Here is a 15,118-nt window from a genome sequence, read left to right on the forward strand (position 1 = left end):
CGTTTTCCCCTGACATTGGTTGGTTGCACGCAGGTCTCGTGCGGCTTGGCTTTTCGCCTCGCACAGGCGGCGGGCCAAATCCAGTATCCGGCGCGTGAAAAGCACCGGGCCGGATCTTGAGCCTCGACAGCCGGAGGCATCTCGCGCCATGGAGACCGTCGTCGCGAGGTGCCGCGCCCGGGTACGGGCCGATCTCTCCCATCAGCCAGGTCGAGCCGCCGCTTTGTCCGCCACGCCCACCCCGTCCGCCACCCTGCGCCCGGTGGTCGCCCGCGTCGCCGGGCTCAACCTCGCATATTTCGGCATCGAGATCAGCGTCGCCCTGGCGATCGGGTCGCTGGCGCTCATCGCCGACAGCCTCGACTTCCTCGAGGACGCGGCGATCAACCTGCTGATTTTCGCCGGCATCGGCTGGAGCGTGCGCAACCGGGCCCGGCTCGGAGCCGTCCTCGCCGTCATCCTGCTCCTGCCGGCCCTCGCCACCGCCTACGCCACCTGGGTCAAGTTCGCCACGATGGCGCCCCCGGCCCCACTTCCCCTGACGCTCACGGGCCTCGGGGCGCTGGCAGTCAATCTCACCTGCGCGATGATGCTGGCCCGGCACCGCGCGGGCGGCGGCAGCCTGACCCGAGCGGCCTATCTCTCGGCCCGCAACGACGCCTTCGCCAACCTCGCGATCATCGCCGCCGGCCTCGCCACCGCCCTGACCCTGTCGGCCTGGCCGGATCTCATCGCGGCCGGCGGCATCGCCATCCTCAACGCGGATTCGGCCGGCGACATCCTGAAGGCCGCGCGCGCCGAGTGGCGCGCGGCGAAGGCCGCGCCCGAGAACCCGGTTCCCTGAGAGGCTCCACGCCCAGCATGCGCCTGTTTCCCATCTCCGACCTGCACCTGGAGCGCCGGCGCCTCGACGTCATCCCGCGCCCGAGCCAGCCCTTCGACGTCCTGGTCTGCCCCGGCGACCTGCACGAGGGCCGGCCCGAATCGGGGCTCGCGGCCCTGATGACCCTGGCGCAGGGCCGCCCGATCGTGCTCGTACCGGGCAACCACGAGCACTACGCGCCGACCGGCGACGGGCGCACGGCACCGGAACTCCTCGCCGCCCTGGAGGCCGAGGTCCTGCGCCTGAACGGGGAGGGGGCCGAGATCCACCTGCTCCAGCGCGGATCGGCCGTCGCGATCGACGGCGTGCGCTTCGTCGGCACCACCCTGTGGAGCGACTGGTCTCTGGCCGGGCTCTGGCTGGACGGGCGCATCGCCGACGCGCCGGAGGACCCGATTGCCTACGCGACCGCGCGGATGACCGATCCGATCACCGGTTCGCGCGAATTTCTGGGCTCGATCCGCAACGGCGACGGAACGGTCTGGTCGCCCACCGACGCGATGGCAGCACACGACCGGGAACGCGCCCTGCTGGCAGCCTCGCTGGGGCAGGCCCATGACGGGCCGACCGTCTGCGTCACCCATCACCCGGCGAGCCCGCGCGCGGCCAATGCGTTCCGGGATGTCCCCGGCGTGCCCTGGTGGGTCCCGGCCTTCTACGCCACCACCGTCCTCGAGGATCTGCCCGAGGCGGTCCGACCGAACCTCTGGGTCTCGGGTCATTTCCATGCCGGGCACGACATGCGGATCGGGCGCACCCGCTGGGTCGCGAACCCGGTCGAGGGGCGGGACTTCTCTGCCGATCACGTTCTCACGATCGAGTGAGACCGGACGCCGCCCGGCCGCGTACCTCTCGGGCATCGCCGCGCCGGAGATCACCCATGAGAGTTGGCCCATGAACGCCTTCATCGCCGTCGTCCTCGTCTGTGCCAACGGCATTCCGATCGAGGCCTGCACCGACGACAAGGCGAGCGAGGTCCGCAAGGTCCGCGTCGCCAACGAACTCGGCTGCACCAACGGGTGGCAGGAGATCATCGCCCGCACCGATCTGCGGGACGAGGTCGGCAAGACGAGCTACCTCAAGACCGAGTGCCGCCGGGTGAAGCAGGCCGACTGAGCGGCCGCCCGGATTCAGCGCTCGTACTTGATGTAGGCGAAGCGCGCGTCGGTGGGCGTGCCCTCCAGCGCGCCGCCCTCGGTGCCGGGTTGCCAGCCGACCACCTCCTCGATCTTGGCGGCCAGCGCGAAGTCCTTCTCGGTGATCCCCTTGGCGGCATGGTTGGTCAGCCGCACCTCGACCCATGCGTAGGAGGCGGTGATGTCCGGATGGTGCCAGGCGGCCTCGGCGAGATGGCCCACGGTGTTGATGACCATCAGCGTACCCTTCCAGCCAGCAGTCTTGTAGGTGCGCCGGATCCAACCGTCTTCCAGGCGCCAGGCCGGCAGCTCCCGCGCCAGGCGCTCCGTGACGGTGGCGTCGTCGATCACGTCGTCCCGCGTGCCGGCCATGGTCTGAAATCCCCTCGAACAAGCATCGATGCCGAACAGGCTGAAATCCTGCGCCGCCCCCTTGCCATGCGCAAGGTATCTGAGCCCGTTCGGAGAGATCTGCGGTTCCAGGGGCGACCATCCGCCCGGCGGACTTGCCAATTCGTCCTGTGGACGCCCTGTGCCCGACCTCCTATGAAGATTGCCAACCAGCGCCGGCCTTCACGGGACAACCCGAGCGTTCGATTTCGAATCCAGGGAGAGTCCCTCATGCTGTCACGGCGCGGATTGCTCGCGACGGCGGCACTGTTGCCCCTGCCCTGGAGCCTCGCCCGTCCGGCGCGGGCGGCGGGGCCGGCGTTCCGGGTCGGCAGCCTGCCCTTCGGCACGGTCTCCTGGGAGGCGGCGGTGATCAAGGCGCGCGGCCTCGACAGCGCCAACGGCTTCACCCTCGACGTCGTCAAGCTCGCCGGCAACGACGCCGCGCGGATCGCCTTCCTCGGCGGCCAGGTCGACACCATCGTGGGCGACCTGCTCTGGGCCGCCAGGCTCGGCAACGAGGGACGCGCCATCCGCTTCTTTCCCTACTCGACCACCGAAGGCTCCCTGATGGTGCCGGGCGACAGCCCGATCCGCACGTTGGCCGATCTCAAGGGCAAGCGCCTGGGCGTCGCCGGCGGCCCCCTCGACAAGAACTGGCTCCTGCTCAAGGCCCAGGCCCGGGACACCGCCGGAATCGACCTCGAGACCCAGGCCACCATCGCCTTCGGGGCGCCGCCCCTCCTGGCGCTCAAGCTGGAGCAGGGCGAGCTCGATGCCGGGCTCCTGTACTGGACCTACTGCGCGCGCCTGGAGCCCAAGGGCTTCCGCCGCCTGATCGGATCCGACGACATCATGCGCGCCTTCGGCGCCACCGGTTCGATGGCCCTGATCGGCTATCTCCTCGACGACGCCACCGTGAAGGACAAGGGCGAGGCGGTCATGGGCTTCACCCGCGCTTCCAAGGCCGCCAAGGAGATCCTCGCCAACGATCCCGCCGCCTGGGACGTGGTACGCCCGCTGATGTCGGCCGAGGACGAGGAAACGTTCCAGGCGCTCAAGCGCAACTTCCTCGCCGGCATCCCGCGCCGGCCCCTCGCCACGGAGCGCGGCGACGGCGAGAAGCTGTTCTCCGTCATGGCCCGCCTCGGCGGCGAGCGCCTCGTCGGCGCGGGCACGACGCTCCCCACCGGCCTGTACTTCGACGGCTCCGGCAATGGCTGAGGCCACCCGGCGCCGGTCAGCCGCGCCCCCGACGCCCTGACCCCATGGGCTTTGCCACCCGTCTCGCCTCCGTGCTGGTCCTCCTCGCGGGGTGGCAGATCGCGGCCTCGGCCGCCGGCTCACGGCTGCTGCCGGCGCCCCTGGCGATCCTCGACTTCATCGCGCGCGAATCCGCCACCGGCGACCTGTGGTGGAACGTCGGCATCACCCTGTCGCGGGTGGGCATCTCCTTCTTCCTGGCGATGACCCTGGGGGTGCTCCTCGGGATCGCCCTCGGGCGCTCGCGTCGGTTGAACCTCGTCCTCGACACGCCGCTCCTCATCCTTCTCAACACGCCCGCCCTGGTGATCACGGTGCTGGCCTACATCTGGGTCGGCCTCAACGAGGCGGCAGCCATCGTCGCCGTGGTGCTGAACAAGCTGCCGAACGTCGCCGTGATCCTGCGGGAGGGGGCCCGTGGCCTCGACCCGCAGCTCGAGGAGATGGCGCGCAGCTACCGCTTCGACCGGCGGACCTGGATCGCCCACGTGCTGGTGCCGCAGCTCCAGCCCTTCGCGGTGGCCGCCGCACGCTCCGGCCTGTCGCTCGCCTGGAAGATCGTGCTGGTGATCGAGCTGCTCGGCCGCCCCAACGGCGTCGGCTTCGCCATCAACTACTACTTCGTCCAGAGCCTGAACGTGGCGGCGATCGTCGGCTACAGCATCGTGTTCATGAGCGTGATGATCGCCATCGACATCCTCATCCTCCAGCGGCTCGAAGCCTATGTCCGGCGCTGGCGCTGACGGCAGGGCCGTGCCCGGCCCCGACGGAGCAGCTCTCCGGGTCGAGATCGTCCGCAAGGTCTATGGCGGCGGCGGCCCGGAACCGGTGGAGGCGGTGCGTGGCCTCGCCTTCACGGTGACGAGCGGCGCGATCACGTGCCTGATCGGCCCGTCGGGGGCTGGCAAGACCACGACCCTGCGCATCCTCCTCGGTCTCGACCCGGATTACGAAGGCAGCATCACCCCGCCGCCCGACGAGGCCGGCATCGCCATGGCGTTCCAGGAGCCGCGCCTGTTGCCCTGGCGCACCGTCGAGCAGAACGTCCGCCTCGCCCTCCCGAGGCCGGCGCGAGAACAGAACCTCGACGCCCTGTTCGAATCCCTCGGGCTGGCCCCCTGGCGCGGACGCTATCCCGGCGCGCTCTCCCTCGGCATGGCTCGACGGGTCTCCCTGGCCCGGGCGCTCGCGCAGAAGCCGCGGATCCTCGTCCTCGACGAGCCCTTCGTGTCCCTGGACGACAACGCCGCCGCCGCCCTCCGCGGCCTCGTGGTCGCGGCGGTCGGAAATTCGGGCATGGGCGTCCTCATGGTCACCCACAACGTCGCCGAGGCTCTCGAGATCGCCGACCGCCTGCTCCTGGTCTCCGGACGTCCGGCGAGCCTGCTCGGCACCATCGCCCTCGACAGGCCGCGCGGGCAGCGCAACCGCGCCTGGACCGAGGCGAACCGCGCCTCCCTCGCCGAGCGCTTTCCCGGCGTCATCGCGGGCTGATTCGCCGCTGATCTGCGTCCAGGCGACGAGATGGGCACCTTTCCCCGGGGTCGGATGCGGCGAGACCGCGCATCGGATCGTCGCCACGCTTCATCGGCGCTCCAAGAAACCTGCGGGCATTCCCGATCCAAAGCGCTCGATATTCCTGCATTATATAGCTGTTTTAGAATTTTATTTCTTTACGATCGGCTCGTCGAAGGGGGAATCGAACGGTCAGGTCGCGCCACCGACATGTCGCTCGCTGCCTAGCTACGATCCCATGCGCATGCTGCATGAAGATCCGGCAAAGCTGTTCAAATCGCTTTGTCTTACCACTTCGAGATATTGCGTCGCACAATCTTATGGTGCGAAGCGCGAGCCTGTTCGAATGTCGTCGGAACGCTCACGAGGTCTTGTGCAAACCCTGGAACCACGGTGCGCAAGCGTGTTGACGCCGCCCGAATTTTTCTTAGAGTTCGTTCAAGCTTCGGTTTCGAGGGGCGCCGCAAAGGGATAGCGGCCCCTGACCACACAAACCCAGCACCGACCTTTGCAGGTTTGGTTTCAAAGGTTTGGCGTCCGCTACCGTGGCGAACCTATCCCTGTCGCAAACAGTCAGATCACAGCGTGATCCTGCGGATTTTCTGCATGATGACGGCTGCAAGATCTGTCGGAGGAATCCATGAGAGCGGTACATCTTCTCGCACTCGGCGCCGGCATGGTCGCTTCGACCACGGCGTTCGCCAACGAAGACGTCCTGAAGCGCACGGCCAACCCGGCCGAGCAGGTCCTTCAGACCGTCGACTACGCCAATACGCGCTATTCGAAGCTCGACCAGATCAACGCCAGCAACGTCAAGCAGCTCCAGGTTGCCTGGACCTTCTCGACCGGCGTGCTGCGCGGCCACGAGGGCTCCCCGCTCGTCGTCGGCAACATGATGTACGTCCACACCCCCTTCCCGAACATCGTCTACGCCCTCGACCTGGACAAGGACGGCGTGATCGCCTGGAAGTACGAGCCCAAGCAGGACCCGTCGGTCATCCCGGTGATGTGCTGTGACACGGTCAACCGCGGTCTCGCCTACGCCGATGGCGCCATCATCCTGCACCAGGCCGACACCACGGTCGTCTCGCTCGACGCCAAGTCCGGCAAGGTGAACTGGTCCGTCGTCAACGGCGATCCCAAGAAGGGTGAGACCAACACCGCCACCGTTCTTCCGGTGAAGGACAAGATCATCGTCGGCATCTCCGGCGGCGAGTTCGGCGTGAACTGCCACGTCACCGCCTACGACGCCAAGACGGGCAAGAAGGTGTGGCGCGGCCACTCCCAGGGCCCCGACGCCGACATGCTGATGGATCCCGAGAAGACCACGTCGCTCGGCAAGCCGGTCGGCAAGGACTCCTCGCTGAAGACCTGGGAAGGCGATCAGTGGAAGACCGGCGGCGGCTGCACCTGGGGCTGGTTCTCCTACGATCCCAAGCTCGACCTGATGTACTACGGCTCGGGCAACCCCTCGACCTGGAACCCCAAGCAGCGTCCGGGCGACAACAAGTGGTCCATGACCATCTGGGCGCGTAACCCCGACACGGGCGCCGCCAAGTGGGTCTACCAGATGACCCCGCACGACGAGTGGGACTACGACGGCATCAACGAGATGATCCTCACGGATCAGAAGGTTGACGGCAAGGAGCGTCCGCTCCTGACCCACTTCGATCGTAACGGCTTCGGCTACACCCTCGATCGCGCCACCGGCGAGCTCCTGGTCGCCGAGAAGTTCGATCCGGTCGTGAACTGGGCCTCGAAGGTCGACATGGACAAGGGCTCCAAGACCTACGGCCGCCCGCTCGTCCAGGCGAAGTACTCCACCGAGCAGAACGGTGAGGATACGAACTCCAAGGGTATCTGCCCCGCCGCTCTCGGCACCAAGGACCAGCAGCCTGCGGCCTACTCGCCGAAGACCAACCTGTTCTACGTGCCCACCAACCACGTCTGCATGGACTACGAGCCGTTCCGGGTCTCCTATACCCCGGGTCAGCCCTACGTCGGCGCGACGCTGGCCATGTACCCGGCCCCCAACAGCCACGGCGGCATGGGTAACTTCATCGCCTGGGACGGCGTTGCTGGTAAGATCAAGTGGTCGAACCAGGAGCAGTTCTCGGTGTGGTCGGGCGCCCTCGCCACCGCTGGTGACGTCGTGTTCTACGGGACCCTCGAGGGTTACCTGAAGGCCGTCGACTCCAAGACCGGCAAGGAACTCTACAAGTTCAAGACCCCGTCGGGCATCATCGGTAACGTGATGACCTACAGCCACAAGGGCAAGCAGTTCGTCGGCATCCTGTCGGGTGTCGGTGGCTGGGCCGGCATCGGCCTCGCGGCCGGCCTGACCGACCCGAACGCCGGCCTCGGTGCGGTGGGTGGTTACGCCGCCCTCTCGAACTACACCAACCTCGGTGGTCAGCTGACCGTCTTCTCGCTGCCGAACTAATCGGTCGCACGTTACGGTAAGACTTGGGGTGCCGGCGCGGGTTTCCGCGCCGGCACCTTTATGATTAGAGTTGGAAGAACAAGATGTGAAACACGCGGCTGTTCGGCCGACGTGGAGTTCCTGGGAGAAACGTCGTTGCACACCCTCAGCAAAGCCGCCATCCGTCCTCTCGTGGCGGCCCTCGCCTTCGCCTCCATCTCGACCCTTGCCGTGCAGGCACAAGATGCGAAGAAGGCTGATCCGGCACTGGCCAATCAGCTCGACCCGAATGCGGCCGAGAAGGATGCCAAGCTGATCGACAAGTTCGCGGCCGTGAAGGTCGAGGACGGGAAGTATCAGGACGCAGACGGCCATCCGACCTTCCACATCACCAACGATGGCAAGAAGTTCGACTGGTATGCCTATTCGGGCTACCGCCGCTACCACGCCGAGTGCCACGTCTGTCACGGTCCGGATGCGATGGGCTCGACCTACGCGCCGGCCCTGAAGGACTCGCTCAAGACCATCGGCTACGAGGAGTTCATCGGTATCCTCGCCGGCGGCAAGCGCGACTCGCAGGCCGGCCAGGAGCGGGTCATGCCCGCCTTCGGCGATAACAAGAACGTCATGTGCTACGCCGACGATCTCTACGTCTACCTCAAGGCCCGGGCCTCCGGCGCGATGCCGCGCGTGCGTCCGACCGACAAGGAAGAGAAGCCTGAAGCCGCCAAGACGGCCGAGAAGGAGTGCCTGGGCGGCTGATGGCGCGCTCACGCACTCGGACACGTCTCGCCCTCGCGCTCCTGCTGGTGTCGGCAGGGGTGCGAGGCGCCTCGGCGCAGTCGCTGCCCGACCTCGTCACCACGGACACCCTGCGCGTCTGCGGCGACCCCGGCAACATGCCGTTCTCCGAGCGCAAGGAGGATGGTTTCGAGAACCGGATCGCGGCGATCATCGCGGACGAGCTCAAGGTCAAGATCCGGTACTACTGGCTGACGCAGGGTCCGGGCTTCGTCCGCAACACCCTCGGCACGGGTCTGTGCGACATCATCATCGGCTCCGCCGCCGGCGGTGAGCTCGTCCAGCACTCGAACCCGTACTATCGCTCCGCCTACACGCTGGTCACCCGCATGGGCGAGTTCGACGGGGTCACCCGCCTCGACGACCCCAAGCTCAAGGGCAAGTCCATCGGCGTCATCGGCGGCACGCCTCCGGTGAACCGCATGGGCGAGGTCGGCCTCGTCAGTGCGATGAAGGCCTACGCGCCCTACCAGCTCGATCCGGCCCGCAAACACCAGACGGTCTCGGCCGAGGTCATCGCGGATCTGGCCGAGAAGCGCATCGACGCGGCGATCCTCTGGGGACCGGCCGCCGGCTGGCTCGCCAGGCGGAGCGGCGTGCCGATGGCCGTCGTGCCGTTGCTGCAGGAGCCGGACCGGCCGCCGCTGACCTTCCGGATCGCCCTCGGGGTTCGCCTGGAGGAGAACGACTGGAAGCGGACGCTCAACACGATCCTGCGCAAGCGGCGAGCCGATATCGAGAAGGTGCTGCGCGACTACGACGTGCCGCTTCTGGAGGAGGAGGGCAACAAGCTCCTCGACGCTCCCGCTCCCTGAGATGGTGGGCACCGACAGGACAGGAAGACCGCGATGGCGGCGGCGGATCGGCTCCGGCGCCGCCATCGTCGTTCTCGCCCTGCTCGCCCTGATCGTCGTCGACCAGCGCCAATGGCTGCGGGTCGAGCCGGCCCTCGTGCCCGAACCGGACCGGGCCGACCGCATTCTCGTGGAGAAGGCCGCCCGGCGCCTGACGCTGCTGCGCGACGGCCGGGTCCTCGCCACCTATCCGGTCTCCCTGGGCTTCGCGCCGGAGGGCCAGAGAAGTTCCGCGAGGGCGACGGGCGCACGCCGGAGGGTATCTACGCGATCGCCTATCGCAACCCGCGCAGCGTCGCCCACCTTTCCCTGAAGGTCTCGTACCCGACGCCGGATCAGGTCCGCAGCGCCGCGGCCGCGGGCCGCGGCCGCGGCGGCGACATCATGATCCACGGCCTGTTCAACGGGCTGTCCTGGCTCGGTCCCCTGCATCGGCTCGTCGGTTGGACCAACGGCTGCGTCGGCGTCACCAATGCCGAGATGGCGGCGTTCTACGCCCGGGTCGACACCGGCACCCCGATCGAGATCCGGCCCTGATCAGGCCCGCACGATGCCGCGGGCGTCGAGCTTGGCCAGGGCCTCGGTGACCGTCTCGGGCCCGATGCGCAGGTTGGGGGCGATCTCGGCCAGGGGCACCAGCACGAAGGCGCGCTCCCGGACGAAACGGTGCGGCAGGATCAGGCGGGCATCCGAGATCGCTGCCCCTTCGTAGGACAGCACGTCGATGTCGATCACCCGCGGCCCCCAGCGGCGCTCGCGCACCCGACCCATGGCGGTCTCGATGCCGAGGCCCGCCTCCAGGAGTTCGTGCGGGGTCAGGCTGGTCTCGATCCCGATGGCGGCGTTGAGGAACCAGTCCTGGTCGGTGTCGCCCCAGGGCGGGGTGCGATAGTCCGACGAGCGCGCGGTGACGCGGATGCCCGGCGTATCGGCGAGCCGTGCCACCGCATCGGCCAGGGTCGTGGCCTTGTCGCCGATGTTGCTTCCGAGGCCGAGATAGGCGGCGTGCATGTGGGGGCCGACGCTCATCGGGTGGCCTCGCGATGCCGCACGATCTCGATGGCGACGCCGTCGATCACCGCCGGCACCGGCGCGCTCGGCTTGTCCACGCGCACTCGGACCTCGGTGATGGAGGGGTGCCGGTCGAGGATCTCGTCGGCGATGGCCTCCGCCAGGGCCTCGATCAGGGCGAAACGCCGCTGCGTGGCGATCCGGGTCACGATCTCGGTGAGGTCGGCGTAGCTCACGGTCCGGGTGACGTCGTCGGAGCGCCCGGCCGCGCCAAGATCGAGGCGCACGTCGAGAGAGACGTAGAAACGCTGGCCGAGGCGGGCCTCCTCGGGCAGGAGGCCGTGGAAGGCGAAGACCGCGATGCGGTCGACGAGGATGCGGTCGCTCATGCGGGTCGTCCCATCACGGCGTCGACCACCCGCAGAGCATCCACGTGCGGGCGGACATCGTGGACGCGCACGATCTGCGCCCCGAGCGTGGCGGCGAGCACGTGGCTGCCGATCGAACCGAAGAGCCGGTCCACCGGCTTGGTCTCGGCATCGTGCAAGCGTCCCAGGAGCGACTTGCGCGAGACGCCGACGAGGACCGGAAATCCGAGGGCCACGATCTCGGGCAGGCACCGCAGGGCTTCGAGGTGCTGAGCCCAGCTCTTGCCGAAGCCGATGCCGGGATCGAGGACGATGTCGCCGTCGCGGAGGCCGGCGGCCCGAGCGATGGCGAGCGAGCGCTCGAAGAAGCGCAGCATGTCGGCGACGATGTCGACGGCCGGATCGATGGTCTCGCGGTTGTGCATGATCATCACCGGCGCACCGTGGTCGGCGGCGACCCGGGCGATGTCGGGCTCGCGCTGCAGGCCCCAGACGTCGTTGACGATGCGGGCGCCGGCCTCCAGCGCCACCCGCGCGGTCGAGGCCTTGTAGGTGTCCACCGAGATCGGGACGGACAGGCGTGGGGCGAGATCGCGGATCACCGGCAGGATGCGGGCCTGCTCCTCCTCCGCCGAGACCGGCACGTGGCCGGGGCGGGTGGACTCGCCGCCGATATCGACCAGTGCCGCGCCCTCCGCCACCAGGGCCTCGGCCTGGACGCGAGCGGCCTCGAGGCCCGCGAAACGGCCGCCGTCGGAGAACGAATCGGGCGTGACGTTGAGGATACCCATCACGAGGACGCGCCGCCCGAGATCGGGCAGGAGCGTCGTCAGCGGGGCCGGCAGGTCTGGGGGCACGGGATGCTCGGGTTCGAAGGCGGGCGGTCCGGGGCGTGTCCTCGGCCGGGATGCCGCTGTCTTGAACCCATTGCCGGGTCGGAGCAACGCCGATGCCGACGCCGGACGGGAACCCGGTGATGCGCCGCCGCGCCGGGCAGCGACGCCGTGAGGTCCGAAGGCCCGGTCAGGTCCCGCCGCGGTAACAGCGGATCTCGGCCTCGGCCTGGGCCCGGCGGAGTTCGGCCACCTGGTCGTCGAAGACCTTGGTCGACTTGAACGCGGTGGTACGCTGTCCGATGCCCTGGCGAAGCGACAGCACGGTGCTCGCCTGGACGTACTTGTCGTAGGGCAGCAGAGAGGCGAGGGCGTCGAGGGAGCAGGAGCAGCGCGACAGGGACTCGCGCGACTGGCCGTTGGCGGCCATGCAGCCGAAGATGTAATCGGCCCGCGCCTCGGTGGGGTAGTCGTTCTCGGGCTCGGCCGCGGCCGCCGCACCCGCCACGAGGGCCGCGGCGCAGGCGCCGGCGACGAGGTGCGGAAGCCGCTTAACCAGCGTTCGGATCATAGGTCAGGTTCTCCTGCAGGAGTTCGCCGCCTTCGGCGTTCTTGGAGCTCGCCTCGATCGAAACGAGTTCGCCGGGCACGGCCTCCGACGTGACGAAGGTGTATTTCAGGTTCTCGAAACCGCGCATGCGCTCCTTCATCTTGTCGTCGAGGAAGGGCTGGGTCTCGATGCGCCAGCCGGAGACTGTGCGTCCCTTGTAGTCGACCTGCGTCGGCGTCACGGTGGCGTTGTCGCGCAGGCCCTTCCGGATGGCGTTCTTGATGTAGCGCGGGTTGGCCATCAGCACGCGGGCGAGGTCGATGAGATGATGCTCGAGGAAGAGCGTCATCACCGGGTTCCCGGGCATGTCCTCGAACGGACCGGCCGGGAAGCGGTTGGCGCCGGAGAACATCTCCACGCGGATGCTGCGGTTGTCCGCCGCGTTGCCGGGCTCCACCCCGAGCTTGATCGTATCGTTCAGCGGCGGCCCGAACGGGCCCTTCGAAATGCCGCTGCGGCGCAGGTAATCGTAGGTGAGCTTCGTCCCGGGCGGAACGTTCTTCATCTGCGGCTGCTCGAAGAGCAGGTCCGAGGCGTTCGGAGGCGTCGCGGTGTTGGCCTTGGTGACGGCGGGCGCCTCGGGCGCGGCGGGCGCGGTCTGGGCAAGCGCAGGCGCGCCCGCGAGCATCAAGAACGCGGCAAGTGTGACGGGCTTCAAAGCGGCGCTTCCTCATTCAGCGGCGTACGCACATTCGGCTGCACGTTACTGCCGATGGTCCGGTAGACGTAGTCGGGCGGCGTCTCGGCCGCCTCCTCGGTGGCGAGATCGCGCACCTTGGCGTGGAGCGGCGAGAGGGAGCAGGCCGGGTCGGTGGCCGCCGCATCCCCGGCCAGCGCCAGGGCCTGGCAGCGGCAGCCGCCCCAATCCTTCTCCCGCCGGTCGCAGGAGCGGCAGGGCTCCTTCATCCAGTCCGTGCCGCGATAGGCCGTGAAGGCCGGGGCGTTCGCCCAGATGTCGCCGAGCGAATGGTCGGACACGTACCAGAATTCGAGGTTCGGGATTGTCTCGGCCGCGTGACAGGGCAACACCTTGCCCTGGGGCGTGACGTTCATGAGCTTGCGGCCCCAACCGCCGGCGCAGGCCTTCGGATACTTCGCGTAATAGTCGGGCACAACGAGGTCGATGACGAGCTGCCCCTTCAGGCGCTCGCGGGCGGCCTCGACGATGCGGATCGAGCGGTCGACCTCGGCCTTGTTCGGCATCAGGGCCGCGCGGTTCACGTAGGCCCAGCCGTAATACTGGGTGTGGGCGACCTCCAGGCGCTTGGCGCCGAGCTTGACCGCGAGGTCGATGAACCCCTCGACCTCATGGATGTTGCCTCGGTGGATCACCGCGTTCAGCGTCAGCGGCAGGCCGAGCTGGGTCACCCGCTCGGCGAAGGCGAATTTCTGCGGCTGGGCGTTCTTGAGCCCGCCGATCCTCTCCGCATTGGCCGCGTCGACGCCCTGCACCGAGAGCTGCACGTGGTCGAGGCCGGCGTCGTAGAGCGCATCGAGCTTCTGCAGGGCGCCGCCGACACCGGAGGTGATGAGATTGGAATACAGGCCCAGCGTCGCGCAGGTCTTCGTGATCTCGACGATGTCGTTGCGCGCCGTCGGCTCGCCCCCCGAGAGGTGGACGTGCAGCACGCCCAAGGCCGCCGCCTCCGTCAGCACCCGCTGCCACGTCGCGGTGTCGAGCTCGCCCGAGCGCCGGTCGAGTTCGAGCGGGTTCGAGCAGTAGGGACAGCGCAGGGGGCAGCGATGGGTGAGCTCCGCGAGGAGCCCGACCGGAGCCGGCAGGGCGGGGGCGTTCGGCGTGATCGCGTTCATCGCTCCAGGACCCGTTTCGTGGCCAGATCGTTCAGCATCACGAGGATGTCGGCCTCGATCACGGTCACGTCCGCCGTGAACCTCTCGCCCAGCACCTCGGCGATGTCGCGCACGGACCGTCGGCCGTCCACCAGTTCCAGGACCATGACCGCGTTGGCGTCGAGGTCGAAGGTGCGCTCGGGCGCCAGGAGGACATGCTGGTCGCGCACGGCGTCGTGGCGCAGGCGCACGCCGCGCGGCAGGCGCGGCACGTCGTGCGCCGTGAGGGTGCCGGTGCCGGCGGCCGGCGTCCCGGAAGCCTGGGACGCCGGCTCGGGCACCAGTCCGGTGCCGGGCGTCCAGGCATCGGGCGGGATCAGGCCGGGGGCGACGTAGGCGAAGTACAGGGCATCGAGCTGCGTCCAGAGCACGTTGCACTTGAACGTCAGCGCATCCATCGCCTGGCGCTGCAGCGCCGGCGTGGTGGCGTGCTCCTTGACGTAGGCGATGGCGAAATCGGCGTCGCGCGGCGCCTGCGTCAGGCGCTTGTCGAAGTAGGCCAGCGTGTCCTTGGTGATGAAGTCGTAGTTCTTCAGCATCCCGGCCACCCGCTCCGAGATGATGGTCGGCGAAAACATCTCGGTCAGCGAGGAGGCGATCGCCTCCAGGAGCGAGCGCTCCTTCACGAAGTGCACGTAGGCGTCGACCGAGAACCGGGTCGCCGACAGGATGCCTTGCGTCGATTCCACGTAAGTCCGCGCGAAGCCCACGCCTTCGGCGAGCTTGAGCCAGCGCTCGATGCCGCCGTCGCCGGGCGCGTCGCCGTCATGGTCGACGATGCGCTGGCGCCAGACCCGGCGCAGCGACGCGTCGGTCATGCGCGCGAGCACGGCGGCGTCCTTCACCGGGATCATCGCCTGGTAGTAGTAGCGGTTCAGCGCCCAGGCCCGGACCTGATCCTTGTCGAGCTTGCCATCGTGCAGCAGGCGGTGGAACGGGTGAAGGTTGTGGTAGCGGCGCGCCCCGATGTCGCGCAGAGCCGCCTCGAGTTCCTCGGGCGAGAGCAGGCGCAGGGCCTCGTCGGCCTCCAGCGTGTGCACGGGTTTGGGCGTCGGGAAGGGCGCGGTCATGGCGTGGCTCGCGGATCAGCGGGGAGCGGTTTTAGGAACTTTTCTTATCAATCGCGCCGCGCCCCGTGAAGGGCGCCGGCGCGCGGACACAATTCAATCGGACACGATGTA

General features: G+C 68.4%; 17 protein-coding genes and 1 pseudogene. 10 read left to right on the plus strand and 8 right to left on the minus strand.

Translation table 11 applies throughout. The features are described from left to right. Window positions 1-223: 223 nt before the first annotated feature. From ACLBWX_RS11515 to ACLBWX_RS11525, 3 genes are all read left to right on the plus strand, one after another. Complete coding sequence (locus tag ACLBWX_RS11515; RefSeq protein ID WP_447677197.1) at window positions 224-844, plus strand: cation transporter; 621 nt, start codon at window positions 224-226, stop codon at window positions 842-844. Window positions 845-861: 17 nt separating this feature from the next. Continuing rightward, window positions 862-1,707: a metallophosphoesterase gene (locus ACLBWX_RS11520; protein WP_447677198.1), complete on the plus strand. Its 846-nt coding sequence runs from the start codon at window positions 862-864 to the stop codon at window positions 1,705-1,707. A gap of 70 nt (window positions 1,708-1,777) precedes the next feature. Next, window positions 1,778-1,999, plus strand: a complete 222-nt coding sequence (locus ACLBWX_RS11525) for a hypothetical protein (RefSeq protein WP_055949561.1) — start codon at window positions 1,778-1,780, stop codon at window positions 1,997-1,999. A 14-nt stretch (window positions 2,000-2,013) separates the two neighbouring features. Here ACLBWX_RS11525 and ACLBWX_RS11530 read toward each other — a convergent pair whose 3' ends face one another. Next, window positions 2,014-2,391 (minus strand): 4a-hydroxytetrahydrobiopterin dehydratase, encoded by a 378-nt coding sequence (locus ACLBWX_RS11530; protein WP_447677199.1) that lies wholly within the window; start codon window positions 2,389-2,391, stop codon window positions 2,014-2,016. 249 nt (window positions 2,392-2,640) lie between these two features. On the opposite strand from ACLBWX_RS11530, the gene ACLBWX_RS11535 reads away from it, so the two are divergent. The 7 genes and pseudogenes from ACLBWX_RS11535 (at window position 2,641) to ACLBWX_RS11565 (ending at window position 9,801) form a co-directional block, all read left to right on the plus strand. Continuing rightward, on the plus strand, window positions 2,641-3,633 hold the full coding sequence (locus tag ACLBWX_RS11535; protein ID WP_447677200.1) for an ABC transporter substrate-binding protein: 993 nt from the start codon (window positions 2,641-2,643) through the stop codon (window positions 3,631-3,633). Window positions 3,634-3,677: 44 nt separating this feature from the next. After that, window positions 3,678-4,415: an ABC transporter permease gene (locus ACLBWX_RS11540; protein ID WP_447677201.1), complete on the plus strand. Its 738-nt coding sequence runs from the start codon at window positions 3,678-3,680 to the stop codon at window positions 4,413-4,415. Beyond that, window positions 4,396-5,166, plus strand: coding sequence for an ABC transporter ATP-binding protein (locus ACLBWX_RS11545; RefSeq protein WP_447677202.1), 771 nt, complete (start codon window positions 4,396-4,398; stop codon window positions 5,164-5,166). The genes ACLBWX_RS11540 and ACLBWX_RS11545 overlap by 20 nt, the downstream gene beginning before the upstream one ends. A gap of 661 nt (window positions 5,167-5,827) precedes the next feature. Next, window positions 5,828-7,630: a lanthanide-dependent methanol dehydrogenase XoxF1 gene (gene xoxF1 / locus ACLBWX_RS11550; protein WP_447677203.1), complete on the plus strand. Its 1,803-nt coding sequence runs from the start codon at window positions 5,828-5,830 to the stop codon at window positions 7,628-7,630. A 135-nt stretch (window positions 7,631-7,765) separates the two neighbouring features. After that, window positions 7,766-8,371: a c-type cytochrome, methanol metabolism-related gene (locus ACLBWX_RS11555; protein WP_447677204.1), complete on the plus strand. Its 606-nt coding sequence runs from the start codon at window positions 7,766-7,768 to the stop codon at window positions 8,369-8,371. Further along, window positions 8,371-9,225 carry a rare earth element methanol dehydrogenase accessory protein XoxJ gene (gene xoxJ, locus ACLBWX_RS11560; protein WP_447677205.1) on the plus strand — a complete coding sequence of 285 codons (855 nt, stop codon included), beginning with the start codon at window positions 8,371-8,373 and terminating at the stop codon, window positions 9,223-9,225. The genes ACLBWX_RS11555 and xoxJ overlap by 1 nt, the downstream gene beginning before the upstream one ends. 1 nt (window position 9,226) lies before the next feature. Then, window positions 9,227-9,801 (plus strand): annotated as a pseudogene (locus tag ACLBWX_RS11565) (L,D-transpeptidase family protein). On the opposite strand, the gene folK reads toward ACLBWX_RS11565, so the two are convergent. The 7 genes from folK to pqqC all read right to left on the minus strand — a co-directional run bounded on the left by folK (window position 9,802) and on the right by pqqC (window position 15,007). Continuing rightward, window positions 9,802-10,275, minus strand: coding sequence for a 2-amino-4-hydroxy-6-hydroxymethyldihydropteridine diphosphokinase (gene folK / locus ACLBWX_RS11570; protein WP_447677262.1), 474 nt, complete (start codon window positions 10,273-10,275; stop codon window positions 9,802-9,804). Window positions 10,276-10,289: 14 nt separating this feature from the next. Beyond that, window positions 10,290-10,664, minus strand: coding sequence for a dihydroneopterin aldolase (gene folB, locus ACLBWX_RS11575; RefSeq protein WP_447677206.1), 375 nt, complete (start codon window positions 10,662-10,664; stop codon window positions 10,290-10,292). Beyond that, entirely contained in the window at window positions 10,661-11,434 is a 774-nt protein-coding gene (gene folP, locus ACLBWX_RS11580; RefSeq protein ID WP_447677263.1) for a dihydropteroate synthase, read from the minus strand. Before folP ends, folB begins: the two co-directional genes overlap by 4 nt. Before the next feature lie 232 nt (window positions 11,435-11,666). Next, window positions 11,667-12,047: a hypothetical protein gene (locus ACLBWX_RS11585; protein WP_447677207.1), complete on the minus strand. Its 381-nt coding sequence runs from the start codon at window positions 12,045-12,047 to the stop codon at window positions 11,667-11,669. Continuing rightward, complete coding sequence (locus ACLBWX_RS11590; protein WP_447677208.1) at window positions 12,028-12,744, minus strand: hypothetical protein; 717 nt, start codon at window positions 12,742-12,744, stop codon at window positions 12,028-12,030. The genes ACLBWX_RS11585 and ACLBWX_RS11590 overlap by 20 nt, the downstream gene beginning before the upstream one ends. After that, on the minus strand, window positions 12,741-13,898 hold the full coding sequence (gene pqqE / locus ACLBWX_RS11595; RefSeq protein ID WP_447677209.1) for a pyrroloquinoline quinone biosynthesis protein PqqE: 1,158 nt from the start codon (window positions 13,896-13,898) through the stop codon (window positions 12,741-12,743). The genes ACLBWX_RS11590 and pqqE overlap by 4 nt, the downstream gene beginning before the upstream one ends. Beyond that, window positions 13,895-15,007, minus strand: a complete 1,113-nt coding sequence (gene pqqC, locus ACLBWX_RS11600; RefSeq protein WP_447677210.1) for a pyrroloquinoline-quinone synthase PqqC — start codon at window positions 15,005-15,007, stop codon at window positions 13,895-13,897. Before pqqC ends, pqqE begins: the two co-directional genes overlap by 4 nt. Between the last annotated feature and the right edge of the window lie 111 nt (window positions 15,008-15,118).

The sequence above is a fragment of the Methylobacterium sp. M6A4_1b genome (genome assembly GCF_053345175.1).

Excerpts from the sequence above, each read along its gene's own strand:
- folB (WP_447677206.1), bottom strand. The coding sequence starts at position 10,664 with ATGAGCGACCGCATCCTCGTCGACCGCATCGCGGTCTTCGCCTTCCAC.
- ACLBWX_RS11585 (WP_447677207.1), bottom strand. The coding sequence starts at position 12,047 with ATGATCCGAACGCTGGTTAAGCGGCTTCCGCACCTCGTCGCCGGCGCC.
- folP (WP_447677263.1), bottom strand. The coding sequence starts at position 11,434 with ATGGGTATCCTCAACGTCACGCCCGATTCGTTCTCCGACGGCGGCCGT.
- ACLBWX_RS11520 (WP_447677198.1), top strand. The coding sequence starts at position 862 with ATGCGCCTGTTTCCCATCTCCGACCTGCACCTGGAGCGCCGGCGCCTC.
- pqqC (WP_447677210.1), bottom strand. The coding sequence starts at position 15,007 with ATGACCGCGCCCTTCCCGACGCCCAAACCCGTGCACACGCTGGAGGCC.
- ACLBWX_RS11525 (WP_055949561.1), top strand. The coding sequence starts at position 1,778 with ATGAACGCCTTCATCGCCGTCGTCCTCGTCTGTGCCAACGGCATTCCG.
- ACLBWX_RS11545 (WP_447677202.1), top strand. The coding sequence starts at position 4,396 with ATGTCCGGCGCTGGCGCTGACGGCAGGGCCGTGCCCGGCCCCGACGGA.
- ACLBWX_RS11530 (WP_447677199.1), bottom strand. The coding sequence starts at position 2,391 with ATGGCCGGCACGCGGGACGACGTGATCGACGACGCCACCGTCACGGAG.
- ACLBWX_RS11535 (WP_447677200.1), top strand. The coding sequence starts at position 2,641 with ATGCTGTCACGGCGCGGATTGCTCGCGACGGCGGCACTGTTGCCCCTG.
- folK (WP_447677262.1), bottom strand. The coding sequence starts at position 10,275 with ATGCACGCCGCCTATCTCGGCCTCGGAAGCAACATCGGCGACAAGGCC.
- pqqE (WP_447677209.1), bottom strand. The coding sequence starts at position 13,898 with ATGAACGCGATCACGCCGAACGCCCCCGCCCTGCCGGCTCCGGTCGGG.
- xoxF1 (WP_447677203.1), top strand. The coding sequence starts at position 5,828 with ATGAGAGCGGTACATCTTCTCGCACTCGGCGCCGGCATGGTCGCTTCG.
- ACLBWX_RS11540 (WP_447677201.1), top strand. The coding sequence starts at position 3,678 with ATGGGCTTTGCCACCCGTCTCGCCTCCGTGCTGGTCCTCCTCGCGGGG.
- xoxJ (WP_447677205.1), top strand. The coding sequence starts at position 8,371 with ATGGCGCGCTCACGCACTCGGACACGTCTCGCCCTCGCGCTCCTGCTG.